We start from the raw sequence: 21453 nt of genomic DNA, 5'->3' as shown, positions 1-21453 counted from the left end.
GATATTTCTAAGCTAATATGCACAAACCCTTTAAATACAAGGATTAGTTCGTAAGTTGGGGTGGTAGTTTATGTTAAGAAAAATAGCGATTTAACAATATGTTTTTGCGATCGCCCGATACATACTGATACAAAAACTAATATGAATAGTCAGTAATCCTAATAAGATTAAAAAAATATTAGAAATCCTAATGACTTATATATAAATATAGAATCAATCGATTTGATTTGTCTTTGTTGTTAAGTTGACCGTTGATTTCATTAGAGTATTTTTACTCATTGCTGTAGTGATTATAAAAAATAAATGCAGAGCCAAGGTCTGCATTTGTAAAAAAGAGGTGGCTCTTTGCGTTATCTCTTTTTTAGGGAATTTGCTTAGCCAGCCATGCCAGCAAGACCAGTTCTAAGCTCTGGTTGTTTCTGTGCATCTCTTGCTTGATCCATTGCGCGATCGCATCGATCGCTGAGAAACTAGAACCCGCTTGCCATTTCATATCGATACCCATAGAGGTGAGGTGAGTTCCTTCGAGGGTCTGCAAGCTAACGGTTTTAGGGAATTTTTGGGTGAGAAGCTGGGAAAGAGTCGAAATTTCATCAATGCCATCGTCCACAAATTTGACTAATAAGTTATTTGCGGTTTGATAATTGGCTGTGACTAATTGTTCGGTTTCCTTGGGTGTAGGCGTAAAATTCATTGATGACATTTCGGGAATCGTGCCTGCTAACTCCTTAAAAAATGGAATCGAGCGATCGGCGCTGTAGTTGTTGTAAGCAATGTAAATATTGCCAGCGCGAGTAGGCTTATAGAGGCTATTGATCAATAGATGAATTTTGCAGCCCATGCTATGCCCCATACCAAATACTGGGAAATAATCAAGAAAGAGCTTGCTACGTACTTTACGAAATGAGGTGTTGACTTCACGAGCAATCTGACGGTGATCGAAAGTATTATTCAGAAATGGGGTAGCGACGATCGCATAATTATTTTTAGCAAGTTGCTCTAGTACACGACCATAGGCAACATGGGGCGCAGCCGCAAAAAATGCACCTCCCAAAAAGTGAATTACGCCTTTGGGTTTGGGTGGTGTCAGCACCCAATTTTCTTCGATTTGCTTCCACTCCATCAGTTTCGCCACTATTTACATTTCTTTATATTTATTATATAGCTGTCGCCATTCTTGTTAGGAAATAAGTGAGAGGCGGAGCGAAGCGCCGCCTCTCAGTATTTGGGTTTTGATTTGTCGTGATAAAAGTTGCTAAGGCTATACTTAGTCTACAAATCGAGAATAAAAAGAAACCCGCTTTTTGCGGGTTTCTTTTTATTCTCGATTTGGTTTGTCAGTAGCACGATTGAGCAGCAAGAGTGAGCAGACTAAGCCGACAAAATGGGCAAAAATAATATTGAAACTAGCTTGAATAATTTGGAAATCGAGGGGCTGAATTACAGAGTTAAAGCTACCTGCACCAGGTAATACTGCTTGTCCTTGTCCTGCCCTAAGCGTTAATGCACCAATAATCGCAAAGGCTCCTAGTAAGGTAACAAACATCCCAATCAGATTAATAATCAATCCAATTTTGATTTGAAATACGGTCTGGCTTTTAGTGGGACGATCAGGCGATCGCAGCTTTTTCGCCATTTGCGTATAACGGAAATTCCAGAAAATACTTGCACCTAGCACAGCTACACCAACCCAAGCAAAGCTAAGTCCTGGTAGTGAGGCAGGGCTAGTATCTAATCCTGTAGGACTAATTGTTCCAGCCCTAGGAAACAAAAAAAGTTGTAATAGCACTACCGATGAAACTACGCACAAAACTACTTGCGTCCAAAAAGCTGTCCAGCCCCAGCGTCTAAAAGATAAAACAACTCGCAATACGTTGGGCGAAACATCACCATTATCTTCTTCGTTTTTGGTGTTTTTTAGTTCTCTGGGCATTTTTTTATGGTGGCTGCTAATAAAACCAGTAAATACTATAGCGTTTTCCGCTTTCTTCCAAAAAAGTAATAAGGGCGCTTTGCGCCCTTATTACTAACAATATTTGGATACATCTTCGCCTTTGTCAGCAAGATAACTTAGCGATCTAAACCGCAATCCTACCAGTTGATCATATAGAGGATTAATCTCACACATAGCGGGAATATGCATGATTTTGCGGCCAAATAGAACTACATCGCGCTCAAAGGGACATTGAGCAGGAACGACTTTACAAATTAAATTCGCAAGGCGGGAATCATGAATATCCATATGATCGAGCCATTCTTTGACAGGCTCCAGCAGATTTGGATGATGTTCTTCATGGTGCGATGATGATTCTAGTTTTTGCCGCAAATCATTAATTGGTTTGATTTCTTGATTTAGCGCTTTGCAAAACTCTTGAATAATAGAATCTTCTGTATCCGTGTATTTACCATCGGCAAGTGCCATCATCACTGCCATCCGTAAAAAGTTTTCGCCTACTTTGCGATCGCTACCTAATGCATCAGCTAAGTCTTGAGCGCTAATTGGTTCAAAATTAGAGATGGTTACTTCTTCACCCCATTCTTCACTATGACTAATTTGATCAAAGAGATTGCGCTCTTGCTCACTGTACTCATTGTCTGCAAGGGCAATGCTCATGAGTCCTCGAAACCAAGCTGAAATCTGTTCTTGCGTATAAGTCGGATGATTTTTTTGCATAACAAGTCAGTCTACAGGTTGAATAAATCATATAGCAATTTAAAACCCAGAGATTAGAGGCAGTGCAAAGCACTGCCTCTAATCTCTGGGTTTTATACTTACAGCAATTTCCGAGCAATTACCCCCGAACCCAAAAAATTGAAAGTGTTGCTTTGCAACACTTTCAATTTTTTGGGTTCGGGGTTGAACGTAAAGCGCTGTAATATTTATTAATTATTGCTTGATATCGAATATGACAAGTTTTGATAGTTCACAAATACCGATCGCGATGACGATCGCTGGGTCTGATAGTGGGGGTGGGGCGGGAATACAAGCTGACCTGCGTACTTTTGCTTTTCATCTGGTGCATGGCACAAGCGTACTTACTTGTGTAACTGCTCAAAATACTCAGGGAGTGACAAGGGTAGATGCGATGTCAACTGAGGCTGTGGCAGCACAATTTGAAGCGGTGATGATCGATATGCGGGTCGGGGCGATCAAAACGGGGATGTTGCTCAATCAAGAGATTATTAAAATCGTTGTCAAAAAGCTAGTTGCTTTTGGTTTTGGGAATGTGGTAATCGATCCTGTAATGGTTTCGCGGACTGGGGCACAGTTAATTGATGATGATGCCGTGAAAACCATAGGTGATCTGTTAATTCCCCTTGCCGCGATCGCAACGCCTAATCGCTATGAGGCGCAGATTCTTGCTGGGATGGAAATTCATACGCTGGAAGATATGCAAGCTGCGGCTCAGAAAATTTATAAGCTAGGAGCGCGATCAGTACTTGTGAAAGGTGGTGGCATGACAGGTGATCTCAAAGCAGTTGATGTGTGGTTTGATGGCGATCGCCTTGAGGTATTGCAGACTGAGGTGATTGATACGATACATACTCATGGGACTGGTTGCACTCTGTCAGCCGCGATCGCTGCAAATCTAGCATTAGGAAAATCACGTTTTCAAGCCGTACAGGACGCGAAGAACTATGTGACTGAAGCTTTGAAATATGCTTTAGCGATCGGTAAAGGACAGGGGCCAGTTGGACATTTCTTTCCATTGCTAAATAATTTTGCCAAAAATCACTAAGCTTTGATCGACTCCCTCTAATTCGGCGATTTCTGGTAAAAAGCCCCATTCCGTAAAGCCTAATCTTTCAAATAGACGACGACTGGCGGCATTATGGGCAAATACAAACCCGACTAATTTAGTAATATTCAACTTTGGACATTGGGCGATCGCATAACCAAGCAATTTTTTCCCAATTCCGTTACCTTGGCACTCAGGATCTATATAAATACTTACTTCGGCGGTTTTGTGATAAGCGGGGCGACCATAAAACATTTGTAAGCTTAGCCAGCCAATGATTTTCTCATTTTGATCGCTTTGAATATTGCGATCGCCGATTGTGATCACCCAGACAGGATAGCGATCGCCATGCGATCGAAACCAAGTGCGGCGGCTCTCAACGGAGATTGGTTCAAGATCGGCTGTAGCAAGACGACTGGGAATAGCCGCATTATAAATTTGAATAATTGCGGATAAATCAGCCTCAACTGCCACCCGAATTTGCATGGACTTATACTCCTAAACTTCTTTGTTGTTCCCAAAAATTGCGTCGCCCATCTTACAGCGCGTTGCGCTCAAACCCGAACCAACAAATTTTTTAAAAGTGTTGCTTAGCACCACTTTTAAAAAATTTGTTGTGGTTTTTTCTAATCAAAAATAGCTATGAATAGCTATAGAAAAATATAGCGCTTTGCTCTCTATTAAAACCCAGAAATTAAAAGCGACGCTATGCGTCGCTTTTAATTTCTGGGTTTTGGTTTATGATCACAGAGTCACTCATCTCCTTTTTATGGAATTATTTGCTGGGTTACTCACCACAGTTTTAGGTTTAGCAGGCGCACCAGGAATTGCGATTGACAAAATTGCGACGGACTTTTTGCGTGGGCAAATCGTTCGGGCTGATGTTTTAGAAGTGCGAGTTGATAATGCTCCTAACTATCAGATTCTTTTGGGTAATGTCGATCGGATCCGTGTCGCGGGTCGTGGAGTTTACGTTTTAGAGTTTTTGCGAATTGATCAGGTTGATATGGAAACCGATCCGATTAGCATCGATCCTAACTTGTTGCAAACTGGCAAAATTGTCTTGCGCAGACCATTACAGGCGGCTGCTCGTGTCGTATTACGTTCCGCAGATATTAATACGGCTTTGCGATCGCCAAACGTTCAACCTTCCTTTAAAAACCTCAGCATTGATATTACAGGAACTAATAAAAATCCCGAAATCTTCGATCTAATCAATCCAGAAGTAACTTTTTTGGAAGGCGATCACATTCGTCTCTCTGCTACATTAAAGTCGCAACCAACACCAACTAAGCCTAAAGTCACCAGTCTAGACGTTTCCGTGAATGCTCAGCTAAAAACTATTGGTGGCACAAAACTGCAAATAATCAATCCTAAAATCGAATTGGCAGGAACTCCTGTGCCCGATCGCATTGCTAGAGCTTTTACAGAAGGATTGAATAAGGTCTTAGATTTGCGGCAATTAGAAAGCAAAGGTATCACAGCACGAGTCATCAAACTAGAACTTACGGAAGGAAAAATGCAAGTGATTGGCTTTGCCAAGATGGACTCTATTCCAGAACAATAGCTACAACTATGAGTCAATGCCTCAACCCTAACTGCAATTTTCTAAATTCAGATCCCAGACTTGTTTTTTGTAGTCAATGTGGCTCAAAACTAAAGATAGGCGATCGCTATCGGGCGTTGAAAATTCTGGGTCAAGGTGGCTTTGGCAGAGCTTTTATTGGTGTCGATGAAGCTCTTCCTTCTCGACCTTATTGTGTGATTAAGCAGTTCTTTCCTGCTGATCTTAGTAGCGCAGTGAAGGCGGCCGAATTATTTCAGCAGGAAGCTGTACGTCTTGATGACTTGGGCAAACATCCGCAAATACCGACATTATTCGCCCATTTGGAACATGATGGTTGCCAATATTTGATTCAAGAATTTGTGGATGGACAGGATCTGTTAAAGGAACTCCGTGAACAGGGAGCCTTTAGTGAAGCCAAAATTCGGATGTTGTTGATAGATTTATTACCAGTTCTGCAATTTATTCATGATCGCAATGTGATCCATCGGGATATCAAGCCCGAAAATATTATCCGTAGGCGATCACCTAGTACCGCTGGAGATTTAGCTGGCTCAATGACGACTGGAAATCATGTGTTAGTTGATTTTGGAGCGGCGAAATTTGTGACGGCTACCGCAATGATGGAGACAGGAACCCATATTGGTAGCGCGGTGTATGTTGCACCAGAACAGGTGCGCGGGAAAGCAATATTTGCTAGTGACCTCTATAGTTTGGGTGTGACCTGTATTCATCTGCTCACTAATGCCTCACCATTTGAGTTAATGGATATGGATGGAACTTGGATATGGCGTGATTTTTTAGAAAATACGTCCATTAGTCCTGTCCTTGGTCAGGTTCTAGATCGCATGATTGTCTCAGCTCCCAGTCAACGTTATCAGACAGCTAAGGCAGTATTAAATGATCTAAAAAATTTAACTTCATCATCCTCGCAATCTCATAGACCAACATTTCAACGATCAACTTACTTGAAAGCAGGTGCGAAAACACAGATTACACCAATCGCTCCATCCAAATCTCAACCAAATCACGCGATCGCACCGCAGTTATCGCAATTTTCCTTTGAAACTGCCATAGTTACAGTTAATCGGAACGCGATCGGCAAATTAACCAATAATCAGTTGCAAATTAGCACGCGACAAAAAACAGGGAAAATCTATATCGAGAATCTCGGTAATGTCCAAGGTAAGCCGATTGGGCTGGAGATGGTATTTATCCCCGCAGGAAGATTTCAGATTGGATCGCCGATCAATGAATTAGAACATAGCGAGGAAGAAAGTCCACGCCATATCGTGAACATTCCCCCATTCTTTATGTCTCGATTCCCAATCACACAGAGGCAATGGAAAATCTTGATGGATAATAATCCTGCAATTTTTATAGGCAATAGCGATCGCCCTGTAGAAACTGTGTCTTGGGATGACACACAGGACTTTTGTCAGAAACTATCAGATTATACTGGCAGACCCTATCGCTTACCCAGTGAATCGGAATGGGAATATGCCTGTCGTGCAGGAACGCTAACAGCTTTTGGCTTTGGGGAGACGATCGCCGCAAATTTAGCTAATTACAATGGTGCAATTCCTTATAAATATGCACCAAAAGGTAACAGCAATTCCTCAACAACCGAAGTAGGGACATACCCTGCCAATGCTTTTGGTTTGCATGATATGCATGGCAATGTGTGGGAATGGTGTGCAGATAATTGGCATGACGATTATGACCTGTTGCCCAAGAATGGCAGAGCATGGACTCAAGGCGGAGATCGCAGTTGTCGAGTAATACGCGGTGGCTCTTGGCGCGATCCTGCTCATTATTGCCGCTCGGCTAAGCGTTCTAGAAATGCTACAAGTCAAGGCGATCGCAGCACAGGGTTTCGCATCGCAGTTACTTTAGAAACCGTTTAAGAATTACTTGACAGTCTCACTTGCTGTTCGTCTTGATACGGTGTTGTGGTCTAGGACTGGTAAATCTATCCCCGTCATGGCAAATAGTGACCCTAACAGTCCTTACGTTTGCCTTCCTACTTGCTGATATACTGCTTTTACGGTGATAAATGTCGCGATTGCTATAATCTTTGGATGCTCCCCTTTTTTCACTTAAAGTTTAATTTAACTATCCTTGAATTACTTCTTCGCTAACCCAAAAGGTCAAGCTTACTCTTTGTTTCAACCCTGCGTTATACTCTGTCCAGTTGAGAACCTGATATTGCTGTTTCATTTCTGGATTTTCTTCTCTTGATTAATACCTAATTTTTCTTTCTCTCTCCTTTTTATGTAGCATCACCATGTCATTATCAAAATTACTTAAGAAAGAAATATCACCATTTTTAGATATGTATTTAGACACCTATCCTTTTGGGATATGTGATTTAGAAGGGAAACTAATTTGTGGAAACGATTCTCTCATTGGTGAAGACAAACACCCAGTTCTCTCTGGGGAGACGATTATTGCGTGGGTATTTGGAATTAATGCAGAGAACCTAGCACTCTATCTCTCAAAAGTTTTGAACCGAGAAGAGCAAAATCGTGGTTTGGCTAAAGAAATCTTGCAACTTTACCGTGAAACTAATCTTCTACTTCGCATCACTGAGAAAATGGCGGGGGATCTTAGTCTAGAAGAATTAAGTATCCTATCTTTAGATGAAGTTTTTCGAGTCATTGGAGCAACCAGTGGGCTAGTTGTTTTACGATTAGATCCTAATATTTGTCAGTATGATACGGTAGCATTCAGATCTAAAGAGGCATGCCCATTAGAACCCTTTGTATTTTTGGAAAATGAAGGAATTGTTGGGCAAGTCTGTTGTACAGGGAAGCCTGAACTTGTAAATAATACACTAACTGATCTAAGAGTAAAGTATCGTAGTGCTGATGCACAGTCTTTGCTTTGTGCGCCATTCAAAACCAATAGTACAGTCTTAGGGGCAATTGTAATAACTCATAAAGAACCTGAGTTTTATACGGCTCCCAATTTGAAAGTTTTAAGTATTTTAGCTACTCACATTACTCCAGTAATTGAAAAAGCACTTATTCATGCACAACAAATTCGAGAAATTCGAGCCAATGAAGAGAATCTCGCTAGGAAAGTTGAAGAACTTCGCATTGAGATTGATGAGATTAAACGACAGCGTCAAGTTGCAGAAATTACTGAATCTGAAATGTTTAGCAATTTACAAAAAAGAACTGAACGCTTAAAGCAAAGAAGAATGAAGATATGACGCGATGCAGAAAGTTGTAAAAAATCTTGATCACGTCATTTCATCTGAATGGAACAACTAGCAGTAATATTAGTGAATCATAAAATATATTACGAGCATGGGTAGTGATACTTTTAATCTTACGGTTGGGTTAGTGGTGGCTTGTTTGTTGATTTTGCTGGCTCTATGGTTGCCCGATCTGTTTGAAGAGTAACGATTATTCCAATTGCCTTGCCGCAAGACGCGCAAACAAACCATCTTCTTTGATCAGCTGCTGAAAATTGCCAGTCTGCACCACGCGCCCCGCATCCACCACAAAGATGCGATCGGCATTGATAATCGTGCTTAGTCTATGGGCAATCACGACTCTAGTGGCATTTAAGCGATCTAAACTGGCAGTAACGATCGCTTGAGTCCGATTATCAAGGGCGCTCGTTGCTTCATCCATGAGAATAATCTTGGGCTTCAGCACTAAGGCTCTAGCAATGAGTAGGCGTTGGCGTTGTCCTCCCGAAAGATTGGTTCCTCCTTCACTGATCACCGTGTGCATTCCCATCGGCATCTGTTCTACATCTTGAGAAAATCCAGCCATACGCGCCCCTTCCCAAGCTTCTTCTAGAGTGGCTAAAGCTCCTGCGGTGATATTCTCAAAAATTGAACCCGCATTGATCCGCCCATTTTGTAACACCACCCCAAACTGGCGGCGAACCGCCTGAAGGTTAAGCCCTGATAAGTCTTGACCATCATAAAAAACTGTGCCAGCAGAAGGGTTCTCAAAACCTAGTAGCAATCTAAACAAAGTAGACTTACCACTTCCCGAAGGACCAACGATCGCAATAAATTCTCCTGGTTGAGCCTCGATCGTCACATCATCCAAAATTAGAGGTCCATCCTCACGATAACGAAAGGTAATGTGATCTAACAAAATATGCCCATTAAGTCTTGTGGGATCAGCTTTGCTAGGATCAGACTCCTGAGGTGCTTCTAAAATAGGACGGGCACGTTCCCAGAGAGGGATGATTTCTAGAATCTCTGTAGCTGTAGTGCTTAAATCAGTGATACCGCGCATAAACAGCCCTTGGGCAGAGGCAAAGGCAAGATAGGAGCCAGCATTCAAACCAACAGGATTCTGCGACTGTCGAGACATTTGCATAAATAAAATCGCAAACCAAAACAACAGGATGGAAGTGATCAGGGGAATCGTTTCCGAAACGACCGCCACACTATTATTTATACGTTGAGCGCCTGATCGCAACTTGAGGATTTTACTTTGTTGTTTTGCCCATGCAGCAAAGGCTCGTTCTTCTGCCATAGCGACCCTCAGTTTTGCCACGCCATTAATCAATTGAATCGTAAAACCACTCAAAATTCCGCCTAGTTCTTCCTGCTTGCGGTTTTTGGCAACGATTTTCCGACTAGAAATAAAGGTGATCAAAAATATGACCAACGCAATCACAATAATTACGATCGATAGTTGCCAACTATATACAAACATTAAAGCTAAATTTAGTACGGCAAAAATACTGCTAAGAAGCGTTCGTAAGGTGGCTCCACTAATTTGCGATCGAATTTGGCTAATTGTAAGAACTCTGGATAAAAGATCCCCAGAGGAATAGTTACGGAAAAAAGCAGGGCTTAACCGCAGGAGGCGATCCCAAATTCCAGGCTGCAAAACACTATCCGCCGCACTCTCAACTCGATTAGTTAAAATGCCTTGCGATACTTGAAACGCTGACTGACCAAAGGCGGCAGCAAAAAGAGCTAAACCGAGTTGACTAAGTAAGGAGCGATCGCTGTTGGGAATAGCATCATTAACCAAAATTGCCGTTGCTTGGGGAACAATCATGCCCAAAAGCGTTACGGTTAGTCCAAATACGACAATCCCAATTGCAGAAAGCTCGTACCCTTTAAGCCCAAACAAAAATAGATCAACTGCATTGTGAATTATTAGTGGCAATGGACGATAAAACGTAAAGGCAAGGGGGGAGATTGTCTCAGCAATTTCCTGATTGATCGTTTGTTTGGTATTTTTTTTGGGATCAAAAAGGATATAGCTCTGCCCCTTTGGCAACAGCGCCACAGGCGAATTATCTTCTTGAGAATAGGCAAGCAATGGACCAGATTCTCGTTTCCACCATCCAGATTCAAGTAATACTTGGCGAATTCGCATCTGCGAAGCTCTAGCGATCGCCGATAGCGGATCTTTGATCCGTTTGATATCCTCAGACTGACTGGGCGGACGGATGACAATTCCCGCCATTCGTCCCACAGCACCAGTCGCAGCTAACAAGGCATCCCCATTAACATCCACAGGAATCCGTTCTTCAGGTTTGTGTAGAACCGAAACAAGATCCTTCAAAGCGACATTCAACAAGTCTCTATTTTGTTGATTCCTCGCTTCAAATCGATGATAATTTGTCTCTAATTCTTGAGCTTCCAATACCAGAACGTTGACACCAGCATTCTGATGGAACTGCGTCAATTCTATCGGGAGATCTGTCCAATTTTCTCTTTCCTCTGTCAATTGTGCAAAAACTTCTAAATCAGTTGCTGCTTTGATCCATAAGCCAAAACCGATTGGAAGCGTTTGTGATGTCTCTAACCTTTGCTCTTCTAGATCAAGCCAAATCCCATTTCCTTGTCGGATCGTGATCCATAAAATTTGTTTTTTGGAAGACAGTAAAGTTTGATTAGAGCTTAAAGACAGATATTGAGTGCTATCCACCAAGACAGGATCGATGGGAATCTGAGGATTGAGATGTTTACTCCAGTGATATATCCAAAGATTTAATTGACGTTGCCGATCGGGCTGGCTCATCTGGCCAGAAAAATCAGCAATGGGAATATCAAAAAGCTCAGTTTCCGACAAAGCTACTGCGACTAACTCCCAACCAATCAAGCGATCAATCCCAAATAAAACTTCTCCATCTTCCACTGTAAATAAATAACGTCGTACACCTTGGGTTTCATTCTCGTGAATCTTACGAAAAAAGATTGCTAACGCTCCCGTGCGAATTTCCCACACCCGATCAGGATCATTGAGAACAAAGGGAATATTTCCTTTTACTATTTGTGAGGTTGAGATACTCATGTTATCCTTCCTCCGTATGAATTAGGCGAGCATATGCGCCTTCCTGCTCTCGTAAGGACTCATGAGTGCCTCTTTGGACGACCTTACCACGTTCTAAGACAATGATTTCATCGCAATCCCTAATGGTACTAAGTCTATGGGCGACAACAATACAGGAGCAACCACGCCTTCGCAGATTGCGATCAATAGTTACCTCTGTTTCGGCATCTAGGGCACTAGTTGCCTCATCAAGTACCAAGATACTGGGGTTGCGGACTAAAGATCGCGCAATTTCGAGACGTTGACGCTGTCCTCCACTAATATTCATCCCTCCTTCAATTAATTCGGCTCCATAACCATTGGGCATTGATAGAATTAATTCATGAATAGCTGAATCTTCACAGGCTCGGATCACTTCCTGATCACTGACAGTATTATCCCAGAGGGTAAGATTTTCTTTGATCGAGCCACCAAATAAAAAGATATCCTGCTCTACCATTGCTAAGGAACTAGATAGTACATTCCTAGACCACTCTTGACGAGATTTACCATCAAACAAGATTTCTCCCTCCCAAGGGGCATATAACCCACATACTAACTTGGCAATGGTAGACTTACCCGAACCACTACCTCCCACTAAAGCAACCCTTTGCCCAGGAGCAATTCGCAAACTAAAATTACTAATCAAAGGCGTATCAAGGCGGTTATAGCCAAAGGAGACGTTTCTTAGCTCAACGAAACCTTGTAATCGGAAGTTATACTGGTCTATGGAAGAAAGTGTCATCACAGATTGGCGATCAGTTTCGGGATCGATTGGATTTTCTAACACATCATTAATGCGATTTATATCGGCAACAAGGGTCTGGAGAGTACTGCCAAAATTTACGAGCGAATTTACAGGCTCTAAAAAGCTAGAAGTCAAGGCTTGATAAGCAATCAACATCCCAATACTCAAATTTCCATCCATCACCCTGAACCCGCCCACTACTAAGATCGCTGCCGAAGTTAATGCGGTTAACAACGATGGTAAGGAACTAAGCAATTGGGTTTGTAATCCAAGTTCCTGCTGAGCATTTAAGGCTTTTGCATAGTAACCTCCAAACTTGGAAAACAAGTCTCCTTCTAAGCCCGACGCTTTGACTGTCTCAATTGTTTGGATACCGCCGATCGCTACACCAGCAACCTTACCAAACTCTTGGGCTAGTTTAGTATTAGCATCTACACGACTAGTCGATAGCAAAGACAAAGCCGCAAAATTGATACTGGCAAAGCTAATCGCAATTAATGTTAGTACCCAGTCATATTGGAACATGATGATGAAGTAAAAGAACATCATGATTACATCAATTACCGTTGTCGCTAATGGACCAGATAAAATGTTGGCTACCTTGTCGTTAAGCTGGGAGCGATTACTGATTTCTCCTGCATATCTTTGGGCATAAAATCCGATAGGCAGGCGCAAAGTATGCCATAGGAATCCCCCCGACATACTTGCGGTCAGTTTTAGCATCAGTCGGCGCAAGTAACTCAAACGCAGCTTTGCTAGAAAACCTTGCAAAATTGCAGTACCCAACATCCCAAGCACCAAAGGGCGTAGCCAGTTTTCCCGACCTTGCACAAGAATTTCATCAACAAAAACTTGAGAAAATGCGGGAACACAGAGTCGTGGCATGGTAAGGAGTAGTCCTGCGGTGATTGCTAAAATGATTGCTCCCTTTGAACTTCGCAATAGTTCAATTAATCCCACTAAAATATTAGGAGATCTACCGCCCTTCTTAAAGCCTTCTCCCGGCTCAATGATCAGAACTACACCCGTAAATCCTTCATCAAATTCAGTTTCAGAGACAGTGCGTCGTCCTGAAGCTGGATCACTCAGAAAAACACGATTTTTAGTAAATCCCTCTACGACCAGAAAATGATTGAAGTGCCAAAATACGATATATGGGGGTTTTAGTTCTTTTAAATCTTTCAGGCTTTTGCTAAATCCTTTCGCCACCATGTTGTAATTGCGAGCAGCCTTAAGCACATTAGAAGCTTTACTACCATCTCTTGATACTCCACATTCTCGCCTGAGTTCCGGCAGGGGAACAAAAAGTTTGTAATAGGCCATGATAATCGCTAAGGCGGCAGCTCCACATTCTACAGCCTCCATTTGCAGAAGTGTAGGAGTTTTAGCGATCGCATTGTTTACAAATGGTAACTTCATAGATTTAAACTAGATTCAAGCTAATAAATACCTGTAGTGGAGCGGAGAAAAGGCAAAATATAGGTTATGGGCGCTCTTTCTTCTACTAGGATTTGGACAGTAGAAAGCGTACCAGAATCCAAACTAATATTCGGCCCTTTAGACGATGACCATTTATAGCCACTGCGATTGCTAGCATCTTCTTCCAACTCAATAAAAACTTCAACTTGGGGAGATCCATTGGGAAGTAAAACCCTAGTCGCTTCTTCACTACCAATTAAAGTGGTTACTCCTTGAGTAGTTGGTATATAAGGAGATACCATCTTGACTTTCCCTAACATGCCTCCAAATTGCTCTCTTTTGACTTGGGCGGGGGTGATTTGTACCTGCATACCTACTAAAACTTGCCTTCCACTCTGATCAGGGAAATAGGCTACAGTGATTAGTCTCTTGCTCTGGTCAGGCAAACCAATAGAAGCCAAGCGACTCCCCGAATTGACGATTTGTCCAGATGTCGCGGTCATTTCTAAAACACTTCCCTCATATTCACTCTTGACATTAGAGTTATCCTTAATCTGCTGATCTAGACGCGCGATTCGACTTCTGACCTGCTGAATCTGGTTGGAACGCCCAAAGGAACCATCTTGGACTTGCTGCCTTAATCGAGCTTCTTGACTATCTAAGTCTTTTAATTTTGACTCAAAATCATCAATAGAATTAAGGTTCTGGAGGTATTGTCTTTCGGCATCAGCTTCCTGTGAATCTAATTGCTTAAGCTGCGCTTTTAAATCAGCAATAGTAGAAAGATTTTGCAAGTACTCTTGTCTCGCCTGTAAAGCCTGATCTCCCGTTATAATTCCTCGATCTAATAAATTTTGGCGAGTCTTCAAGCGATCTTCTAGTGCAGGAGATAAGTTATTTAATTGGATCAGTCTTTCTCCTAATGCTTGACGCTGAAGGCGAATTGCAATTACTCCTTTTTCTCTTAATGTCGGGATCAGTGCATTAACTTCAGAAATATTTTTCCTGAGCGAGTTTCTTTGCTGTTGGATCGATTCGACCTGCAAGTCAGACTGACGATTTTGTAATTGGGTTGAGCTTTGATCTTGTCCCTCCAATTCTCTAAGCTGTTGCTTTTCGATTTGCAATTGCTTGATTAAATCTGGCTGAGATAAAGTTGCAACTATTTGACCTTTTTCCACCACGTCGCCAACCTTGATATTAATTGACGAAATTTGACCAGCTCCTACACTTTGCAGGGATACCACTCTTCTGGGGAATACAATAATCCCCTGACCAGAAACTGTAACTGGAATTTTCCCGAAAATGCTCCAAACTAGGGCAACTAAAGTAAGTCCACCCAAAGCTGATAGGGGAATCCAAGATTTAGCATCGGCAACATACATCAACTGATCTAAGCGTTCAGGCGAGGAAAGACGCTCTAATGATTCTTGTCGAAATAGTCTGCTCATACATTACCTCTTAGGGAAAGTCGTTTTAACATCCAATCAAATCTCGCACCTGCCAGCGTTAAATTATCTAAACTGCTATCGTCTAGTTCATCTTCATATAAGACATTAGCTTGTAATGACTGATTGCGATCGTATGACCGACGTTTACCGTAGCCCATACGCTCAATCAGAGCCTCAGTTCTGGAGGTAAGTAAAATGCTCAACATCCGATAAAAGCGAGAGGCAAAGCCTAGGTTTTTTTGTAACTCTAATTGTAAAGCCGCACAGGGAATAGCCAAGAAGACAGATTCTTGTAAGGTTCTGATGGCAACCGCAGAAATTGGATTGAGATTCACAAAGGCTGTTTCACCAGTTATCTCTCCTGTCGTTAGATGAATAATTTCTGCCCCGATCGCATCATCACCTTGACTACCTGATTCTAGAGAAGCAAAAATACGCGACATCTTACGGGGCTTGTCAAAGGCGGAAATAGCACAAACAGAGTTAAGCAAAACAAATAAAAATTCAACGGGACGACCAGCTTGGATAAATACTTGACCTTCAGGAATAACTTCAACCTTTCCATTCTTTAACAACCAATCCACATCCCCATCACTGAGTTCACCAAAAGCTGCTCCACCCGCCATCAATGACTGTACAAATCCTAACTTGCGAGACAAATACTGAGAAATAATTCGCTGGCAACGCTCGGCAGAATGTAAGGCAAGAGCATGGTAAAACCTTGCGCCAAACCCGATATCCTGCCCCATTCTTTCATAGAGAGCCTGATGCGATAATTTTAATACTTTAGATTTTGCAGTCGCTTTCACCGATACCGTAGATTTGGCAACACCAAGAAAGGCTGATTCTCCAAATATCACCCCATCTACTAGTTCTTCTAGCTTTTGGTCAACTGAGTTAACATTTTCTAGGGCTGCAAAGGCTCTGCCCATAATATTTCCACCTTCACTGGCGATCGTGGTGATTCCCCCTCCCTCCAATAAAACAAAAAAGTTAGTATTAACCTGACCCTGCTTAATCAATTGCGTATCAGACTCTATGTCTAGTTGCTGACCAGCGGAAATCATCCAGTCAATGTCACTATTGGTGAGTTCCTTCAATAAAAATTCAGTCATAAAAGATTTTCTCCAGAAATATGACTCTCTGTTCCAGTGAGAATAGGTGTAAATTGTTGAATTGACTGGTATAAAAGCTCAATTGCATTGGGTGAGGCTAACTCCTCTAAGGTAAGGTAGGTAAGCGCAATTAGCAATAAAAGTTGTTGATCATTTTGCTGTAATCCTTGGAGATCTTCATAGTCTAGCTTGTCAGAAGTTAGTCGGGCAAACTTTTCCAGATTCTCTGCGGCAGTTTTGATTAACTTCTGGACAATTTGGTAAGCCGAATCAGATAATGGAGGAGTTCCGCGATAATTTTCTAATCTAGCTCCTTCACGATAAATGGGAAATTTTTCTAGCCCCATAAAAGTCAGAAACCATTGGGCATGGAAAGTCCCTGTAGCTGCTACTATGCCTCGATAGTCAGCTATCAATTCATCAACCAAATTATTTCGCATAGAATTAAGAAGCCTTCTTGTACAGTAGTGAGTACATTCATGTTCTAAACGAATCAGGTGAGATAAATTAAGCCATTCTGTCTCTGTTAGCCCCAAATCTGAGGAGGGTACATTGCTATAAAATCCCTTACTTAATATGATGAATCGATCTTGATATAGAGATTTCTGGGGAATAATTTTTTTAAATTCTGTCTGCCAGTCGGATTCACTAGGTGGGGAAGATTGTTGATTAAGCCATTGATTACTCCATTTAGATCGATGATCATTAATCCGATCCCAGTTGTTATATCCTCCCACAATGCAAGCGCCCATGGAGTCAGGCACAGGTGAGGGTTCATTTTTTTTGGTAAGTGCTTGAATTAAGGTCACAAAATCTTGGCGATCGCCTACCAAAATTACGGGAATTAGTCCCACTAAACTCTCATGCAAAAACAATTGGACTTGATCAGGCTGTCTCAAATTTAGCCCTGTGGCTTCTGGCATATCCTCTGTGATCACCCCACGTTTTGTAGCCGAATGATAGTTCTCGACTTGGCTTATCCCCTGCTTGATTGGGAATTGCAACTGAACAAGCTTTTGCGCTAACACTGGGAATGCACCTGCGATCGAGGCAAGATCGCAATACTGTTGCCAAGTCTCGATATAGGCTTCAGGCACTTTAGCTGCGTGGATTGCCTCAACGAGGCTTTCGTGTTGAAACGTACTCTGACTATAATCGAGCAGTTCTTGTAGATTGGACTCTGTCGCGCCAAAATTTTTTAAGATTGCTAAGCGAAAAAGTTGTGTTTCCAAACAGTCTCCTCAAATCGCATTCCTAGCCGATTATGCTAGCAAAGTTTTTACAAAAAAATAACTGATTTACATTTACCGCAATGATAATTTAATATTGCCATTTAATACTGATATTTAATAATGTAAATACTGTTTGTAGAAAATATTTGTAAACAATATTGCATTTACAATATTTGCAACATTGTAAATGCAATATTGCAAAAGTGGCTAGACAATCGTGAATGAGGATGATAAATGTTGCAACGAATGATCTGGGCAGCTTTTGCTTTAGGGATTTGCACAAATTTATGGGGATCTTCTGCCTATTCTCAGGAAAAAACTGCTCCAAAACCCATAGATTCCAAACAAAATCTGTTACTGGGAAAAGATACTCAGGAAACACTCTTAGACAATCCCATAGATTTAATACGTCCTACTAAACCCAATGAGGTAGAGCCGAAAAACATAGTATCCTTCACGCTTCAAGAAGCTATTGACTTGCGACTTGCCAAAAACCGACAAGTTCAAGCCGCCAAACTGCGTGTCGAACAAGCAAAAGCAGCCCTCCGAGAAGCAGAGGCAACATTGCAACCAACAGCAGCTTTGCAGATCAGCCTTTCCCGTGACTTAAGTGCTTCTAATCAACTAGCAATAGAAACCACTCAAAGATCGGCTTTATTACAAGGTGCAGACCCAAATTCTATAGTATTTCAACAAATAAAAAACTATACAACGACTACACTTTCTCCTACTCTCAGTTTTAACTATGGGTTGTTCCAACCTCAGCGTAGTTCTCTAATCGATAGTGCTAATAAATCATTGCAGTTAAATGAATTAGAAGTTCAACGACTTTCCCAACAAATCCGCCTTGATATTACTAATGCTTATTACGCCATTCAGAGAGCTGATCAGCAAGTTTTGATTGAAGAAGCTTCGGTGCGCCAGTCCGAAATGAGTGTTTATAATGCTGAAGAACTTCTCAAGGGTCAACTTGGCACGCGCTTTGATGTTTTAACATCCCAAGTGCAGTTGGACGATGCCACGCAAAGACTAATCAGGGCAAAAAGTCAGCAACAAGCCGTCAGTCGGAGGTTCGTGAGATTACTCGATTTATCACCAACGGTTATTCCTAAAGCTTCTGAGCCAATTAAACGGGGCAATGCATGGGAGCTTTCGCTCGAAGATAGTATTTTGTTGGGGTTGCAGCAGCGAATTGATCTTACCCAACAGGAAATAAATCGTCAAATCAGCCTTAACAGAGCGGAGTTCGAGGAGGCATCGCTTCAGCCTCAAGTCAATCTTTTTGCAAATCTTAGTGGCTTGTCTTTAAGTACTGAAGATCCTAGAGATCCTAGTAATTTCTCCTATGGAACAGCGGCGGGTTACTCTATAGGCTTGACTTTACAATGGAGGCTTCTTGATGGTGGATCTGCTGCTGCCAAAGCTGATCAACAACGCATAAATGCTGCGATCGCTACCAATCAATTTGCTGACATTAAAGCTCAGGTACGCCTAGAAATAGAAGAAGCCTATTTTAGTTTGAAAGCAAATGAGAAAAATATTGTTATTGCTGAAAAAGCCCTAACTCGTGCTGAAAAAAACCTAGAACTTGCCCGTCTAAGATTTCAAGCTGGAGTAGGACTACAAACTGAGGTCAATATTGCCGAAACCAGCCTCACCCAAGCAAAAGGAAATGTTTTACAGGCTATTATTGGCTATAATCAAGACCTTGCAGCTCTTCAGCGCGCTGTGGGCAACAACAATACAGAACCTCAGAACAAAGCGCTGTAAGAAGTATAGAAAATAGGTTGTTATCAGAAATAAAACCTTTTCATTCGGTCTATTTTGATTAACTTCAAGCCAGAATCGACAAATTTTGTGTATAGTGACTTCAAGAAATTAGTACATGCCTTATGTCTAAAATTATTTCGATCCACTCTTATCGCGGTGGTACTGGCAAATCCAACTCTACGGCAAATCTGGCGGCTTCTCTTGCTTGTGCGGGAAACCGTGTGGGAATTGTTGATACTGATTTGCCATCCCCAGGAATTCATGTTTTATTTGGGTTTGATGAAAGCAAATTAAATAAGACACTAAATGACTTTTTATGGGGACGTTGTCCAGCCAAAGATGCGGCCTATGACGTTACCTCAATCTTGGGTAAAATGGCTACTCCTGAGAGCGCACTTTATCTGATTCCTGCCAGTGTTCGTATTAATGACATTTCCAAGATTTTAAGGGAAGGATATGATGTTGAGCTTTTAAATGATGGTTTTCAAGACCTACTTGAACACCTTAAACTTGATTACCTATTTATTGATACTCATCCAGGACTTAGTGAAGAAACTCTCCTTTCTTTGACTGTTTCTGATTTAGTGATTTTGATTTTGCGTCCTGATCAGCAGGATTTTCAAGGTACGGCGGTGACGATCGATGTAGCTCGTAAGCTTGATGTGCAGAAGCTACTATTGTTGGTGAATAAAGCCTTACCAGAGTTTAATTTTGATGAGCTTCAGAAAAAGATTGCAGATACTTTCCAGGTTCAAGTTGGAGGAGTGCTTCCTGAATCGTCAGATATTATTCGTTTGGCGAGTAGTGGTATCTTTTGTCTGAATTTTCCTGACCATCAAATTTCTAAAGTTTATCGTCATGTTGCTTCATTGATCTAGTGGGAAATTGTTCGCAGTAGCCCCCCCCGAATCAGTCGTTTTACCAATGTCACCTTACCGTCATCAGTTAATGTATTAGGCAATTCAGACACTTTAAATGCATGATCAGCATTAGCGATAAAGGTAAATGTGCTCTCTAGATGTGATTTACCTGAGATCGTGTTTCCAGGAAATTGAATACTGGCACTGTCTAGCCCTGTGCGAATAACGCGACAATGCAAACCCGATCGCTTGATCACCGTAGAGGTTAGATTTACCTCTTCCAGTTTATGAAGTTGGTAAAAATGTCCATCAGGCAAAGGTGTGGTCTGATGAATAAAGCGATCGCGGAGGATCTCTAATCCATCGCCTAAGGCGTGCGGATCGATCGCTACTGTATTCAGGATTTCTTGAAAGGTTTCCTGAAGCATGGTTACGGCTTCTCGATTGTCTAGATAGCCAATCGGGAGCGCCTTGCGTAATTGGGCATTGCGAAGAGCGATCGCCGTGATGGCACTGTTAACCAAATCAATCCATTGAGCAGGGTAAACCCCGATGGTGACATGAAGCGAAAAATCGTCAAAGGTGGTGGCATGGTGAATACATCCCCTTGGCACATAGAGTAGATCCCCTGGATTTAGTTGGATCGATAACTGTGGATTGCCAAGACGGGATTCAGGGATGACGGGTTGAAAGCTACCTAGCAAAGGTACATTGTCTAGGGATGGATCTGTGGATGGGTGAAGATACCACTGCTTGCTTCCTTCAATCTGCAAAACAAATACATCATGGGTATCATAGTGGGGCATCAAGCCTTTAGAGTTGGGAGGAGAAAGGTAGCAGTTTGCAACCACAGAATGATTGAGAAAATACTGCACATTTAAGCAGGCTTGGGCGAGGGGTTGCCAATATTGCTGGAGTCCATTAATTATCAGTGTATGACCTTCATGGTAAGCCTTGTAAAGCTGATTCAGATTGAGACTGCCATCGGGTTTGATGTAACGATCGGGTAGCAGTTCTTGTTGATTTGCCACTACTCGAATATCAGGCGGAGTCAGATGATGCCGAGCCAACAAAATATCCATCTCTTCGACAGATAGTAATGTTCGATAAAAATCGGCTGATCTTCCCGAAATATGAAGCGATTGGGCTTCCCAGTGTTTTTCGAGAAAATCTGCGATCGATATAGGGCTTAGTAATTTGGCGAAATCAAAATTATTATTATTTAAATTATTGTTTAACATAATTCATA

Annotated in this window: 16 protein-coding genes and 1 pseudogene; 6 read left to right on the top strand and 11 right to left on the bottom strand. The window is 41.8% G+C overall.

What is annotated here, in order from left to right; genetic code table 11:
- Positions 1–361: 361 nt before the first annotated feature.
- The 3 genes from CQ839_RS00330 to CQ839_RS00320 all read right to left on the bottom strand — a co-directional run bounded on the left by CQ839_RS00330 (position 362) and on the right by CQ839_RS00320 (position 2674).
- A complete protein-coding gene (locus tag CQ839_RS00330) occupies positions 362–1123 on the bottom strand; it encodes a DUF1350 family protein (RefSeq protein ID WP_103666298.1) in 762 nt (253 codons plus the stop codon).
- Between the two features lie 195 nt (positions 1124–1318).
- On the bottom strand, positions 1319–1933 hold the full coding sequence (locus tag CQ839_RS00325; RefSeq protein ID WP_103666297.1) for a DUF3611 family protein: 615 nt from the start codon (positions 1931–1933) through the stop codon (positions 1319–1321).
- A 93-nt stretch (positions 1934–2026) separates the two neighbouring features.
- On the bottom strand, positions 2027–2674 hold the full coding sequence (locus CQ839_RS00320) for a Mo-dependent nitrogenase C-terminal domain-containing protein (protein ID WP_103666296.1): 648 nt from the start codon (positions 2672–2674) through the stop codon (positions 2027–2029).
- Between the two features lie 232 nt (positions 2675–2906).
- Here CQ839_RS00320 and thiD point away from each other — a divergent pair, with 232 nt between their 5' ends.
- On the top strand, positions 2907–3740 hold the full coding sequence (gene thiD, locus CQ839_RS00315) for a bifunctional hydroxymethylpyrimidine kinase/phosphomethylpyrimidine kinase (RefSeq protein WP_258040573.1): 834 nt from the start codon (positions 2907–2909) through the stop codon (positions 3738–3740).
- On the opposite strand, the gene CQ839_RS00310 is transcribed toward thiD, so the two are convergent.
- Positions 3714–4226 carry a GNAT family N-acetyltransferase gene (locus tag CQ839_RS00310; RefSeq protein WP_103666295.1) on the bottom strand — a complete coding sequence of 171 codons (513 nt, stop codon included), beginning with the start codon at positions 4224–4226 and terminating at the stop codon, positions 3714–3716. The genes thiD and CQ839_RS00310 overlap by 27 nt on opposite strands.
- Before the next feature lie 283 nt (positions 4227–4509).
- On the opposite strand from CQ839_RS00310, the gene CQ839_RS00305 reads away from it, so the two are divergent.
- Both CQ839_RS00305 and CQ839_RS00300 read left to right on the top strand, forming a co-directional pair.
- The gene (locus CQ839_RS00305) at positions 4510–5307 is read left to right on the top strand and encodes a DUF2993 domain-containing protein (protein ID WP_103666294.1); all 798 of its coding nucleotides are present in this window, start codon (positions 4510–4512) and stop codon (positions 5305–5307) included.
- Positions 5308–5315: 8 nt separating this feature from the next.
- Positions 5316–7211 carry a bifunctional serine/threonine-protein kinase/formylglycine-generating enzyme family protein gene (locus CQ839_RS00300; RefSeq protein WP_103666293.1) on the top strand — a complete coding sequence of 632 codons (1896 nt, stop codon included), beginning with the start codon at positions 5316–5318 and terminating at the stop codon, positions 7209–7211.
- A 27-nt stretch (positions 7212–7238) separates the two neighbouring features.
- On the opposite strand, the pseudogene CQ839_RS25580 reads toward CQ839_RS00300, so the two are convergent.
- Positions 7239–7524: pseudogene (locus CQ839_RS25580) on the bottom strand (transposase); the annotation flags it as partial.
- A 67-nt stretch (positions 7525–7591) separates the two neighbouring features.
- Between CQ839_RS25580 and CQ839_RS00290 the strand changes: the two are divergent.
- The gene (locus CQ839_RS00290) at positions 7592–8521 is read left to right on the top strand and encodes a GAF domain-containing protein (protein WP_103666292.1); all 930 of its coding nucleotides are present in this window, start codon (positions 7592–7594) and stop codon (positions 8519–8521) included.
- Between the two features lie 196 nt (positions 8522–8717).
- Here CQ839_RS00290 and CQ839_RS00285 read toward each other — a convergent pair whose 3' ends face one another.
- The 5 genes from CQ839_RS00285 to CQ839_RS00265 are packed head-to-tail and all read right to left on the bottom strand — an operon-like array spanning position 8718 to position 17574.
- On the bottom strand, positions 8718–11591 hold the full coding sequence (locus tag CQ839_RS00285) for an NHLP bacteriocin export ABC transporter permease/ATPase subunit (RefSeq protein WP_103666291.1): 2874 nt from the start codon (positions 11589–11591) through the stop codon (positions 8718–8720).
- Between the two features lies 1 nt (position 11592).
- A complete protein-coding gene (locus CQ839_RS00280; RefSeq protein ID WP_103666290.1) occupies positions 11593–13776 on the bottom strand; it encodes an NHLP family bacteriocin export ABC transporter peptidase/permease/ATPase subunit in 2184 nt (727 codons plus the stop codon).
- Between the two features lie 20 nt (positions 13777–13796).
- Complete coding sequence (locus tag CQ839_RS00275; RefSeq protein WP_103666289.1) at positions 13797–15227, bottom strand: NHLP bacteriocin system secretion protein; 1431 nt, start codon at positions 15225–15227, stop codon at positions 13797–13799.
- Entirely contained in the window at positions 15224–16342 is a 1119-nt protein-coding gene (locus CQ839_RS00270; protein WP_103666288.1) for a cyclic nucleotide-binding protein, read from the bottom strand. Before CQ839_RS00270 ends, CQ839_RS00275 begins: the two co-directional genes overlap by 4 nt.
- On the bottom strand, positions 16339–17574 hold the full coding sequence (locus tag CQ839_RS00265; protein WP_103666287.1) for a DUF7005 family protein: 1236 nt from the start codon (positions 17572–17574) through the stop codon (positions 16339–16341). The genes CQ839_RS00270 and CQ839_RS00265 overlap by 4 nt, the downstream gene beginning before the upstream one ends.
- Positions 17575–17808: 234 nt before the next feature.
- Between CQ839_RS00265 and CQ839_RS00260 the strand changes: the two genes are divergently transcribed.
- Positions 17809–19344, top strand: coding sequence for a TolC family protein (locus CQ839_RS00260; protein WP_103666286.1), 1536 nt, complete (start codon positions 17809–17811; stop codon positions 19342–19344).
- Between the two features lie 122 nt (positions 19345–19466).
- Positions 19467–20222 (top strand): MinD/ParA family protein, encoded by a 756-nt coding sequence (locus CQ839_RS00255; protein ID WP_103666285.1) that lies wholly within the window; start codon positions 19467–19469, stop codon positions 20220–20222.
- Here CQ839_RS00255 and CQ839_RS00250 read toward each other — a convergent pair.
- On the bottom strand, positions 20219–21445 hold the full coding sequence (locus CQ839_RS00250) for a cupin domain-containing protein (protein ID WP_103666284.1): 1227 nt from the start codon (positions 21443–21445) through the stop codon (positions 20219–20221). The genes CQ839_RS00255 and CQ839_RS00250 overlap by 4 nt on opposite strands.
- Between the last annotated feature and the right edge of the window lie 8 nt (positions 21446–21453).

Origin of the sequence: Pseudanabaena sp. BC1403, from assembly GCF_002914585.1 — a bacterium.
In the GTDB taxonomy this organism is placed as follows: domain Bacteria; phylum Cyanobacteriota; class Cyanobacteriia; order Pseudanabaenales; family Pseudanabaenaceae; genus Pseudanabaena.
Note: the sequence above shows the minus strand (reverse complement) of the source record. Positions and strands in the feature narration are given on the sequence as shown.

What these genes read in the sequence shown, in the direction of transcription:
- CQ839_RS00305 (WP_103666294.1), top strand. Translation starts at nt 4,510, where the DNA reads ATGGAATTATTTGCTGGGTTACTCACCACAGTTTTAGGTTTAGCAGGC.
- thiD (WP_258040573.1), top strand. Translation starts at nt 2,907, where the DNA reads ATGACAAGTTTTGATAGTTCACAAATACCGATCGCGATGACGATCGCT.
- CQ839_RS00270 (WP_103666288.1), bottom strand. Translation starts at nt 16,342, where the DNA reads ATGACTGAATTTTTATTGAAGGAACTCACCAATAGTGACATTGACTGG.
- CQ839_RS00320 (WP_103666296.1), bottom strand. Translation starts at nt 2,674, where the DNA reads ATGCAAAAAAATCATCCGACTTATACGCAAGAACAGATTTCAGCTTGG.
- CQ839_RS00310 (WP_103666295.1), bottom strand. Translation starts at nt 4,226, where the DNA reads ATGCAAATTCGGGTGGCAGTTGAGGCTGATTTATCCGCAATTATTCAA.
- CQ839_RS00325 (WP_103666297.1), bottom strand. Translation starts at nt 1,933, where the DNA reads ATGCCCAGAGAACTAAAAAACACCAAAAACGAAGAAGATAATGGTGAT.
- CQ839_RS00260 (WP_103666286.1), top strand. Translation starts at nt 17,809, where the DNA reads ATGTTGCAACGAATGATCTGGGCAGCTTTTGCTTTAGGGATTTGCACA.
- CQ839_RS00300 (WP_103666293.1), top strand. Translation starts at nt 5,316, where the DNA reads ATGAGTCAATGCCTCAACCCTAACTGCAATTTTCTAAATTCAGATCCC.
- CQ839_RS00275 (WP_103666289.1), bottom strand. Translation starts at nt 15,227, where the DNA reads ATGAGCAGACTATTTCGACAAGAATCATTAGAGCGTCTTTCCTCGCCT.
- CQ839_RS00280 (WP_103666290.1), bottom strand. Translation starts at nt 13,776, where the DNA reads ATGAAGTTACCATTTGTAAACAATGCGATCGCTAAAACTCCTACACTT.
- CQ839_RS00330 (WP_103666298.1), bottom strand. Translation starts at nt 1,123, where the DNA reads ATGGAGTGGAAGCAAATCGAAGAAAATTGGGTGCTGACACCACCCAAA.
- CQ839_RS00255 (WP_103666285.1), top strand. Translation starts at nt 19,467, where the DNA reads ATGTCTAAAATTATTTCGATCCACTCTTATCGCGGTGGTACTGGCAAA.
- CQ839_RS00290 (WP_103666292.1), top strand. Translation starts at nt 7,592, where the DNA reads ATGTCATTATCAAAATTACTTAAGAAAGAAATATCACCATTTTTAGAT.
- CQ839_RS00250 (WP_103666284.1), bottom strand. Translation starts at nt 21,445, where the DNA reads ATGTTAAACAATAATTTAAATAATAATAATTTTGATTTCGCCAAATTA.
- CQ839_RS00285 (WP_103666291.1), bottom strand. Translation starts at nt 11,591, where the DNA reads ATGAGTATCTCAACCTCACAAATAGTAAAAGGAAATATTCCCTTTGTT.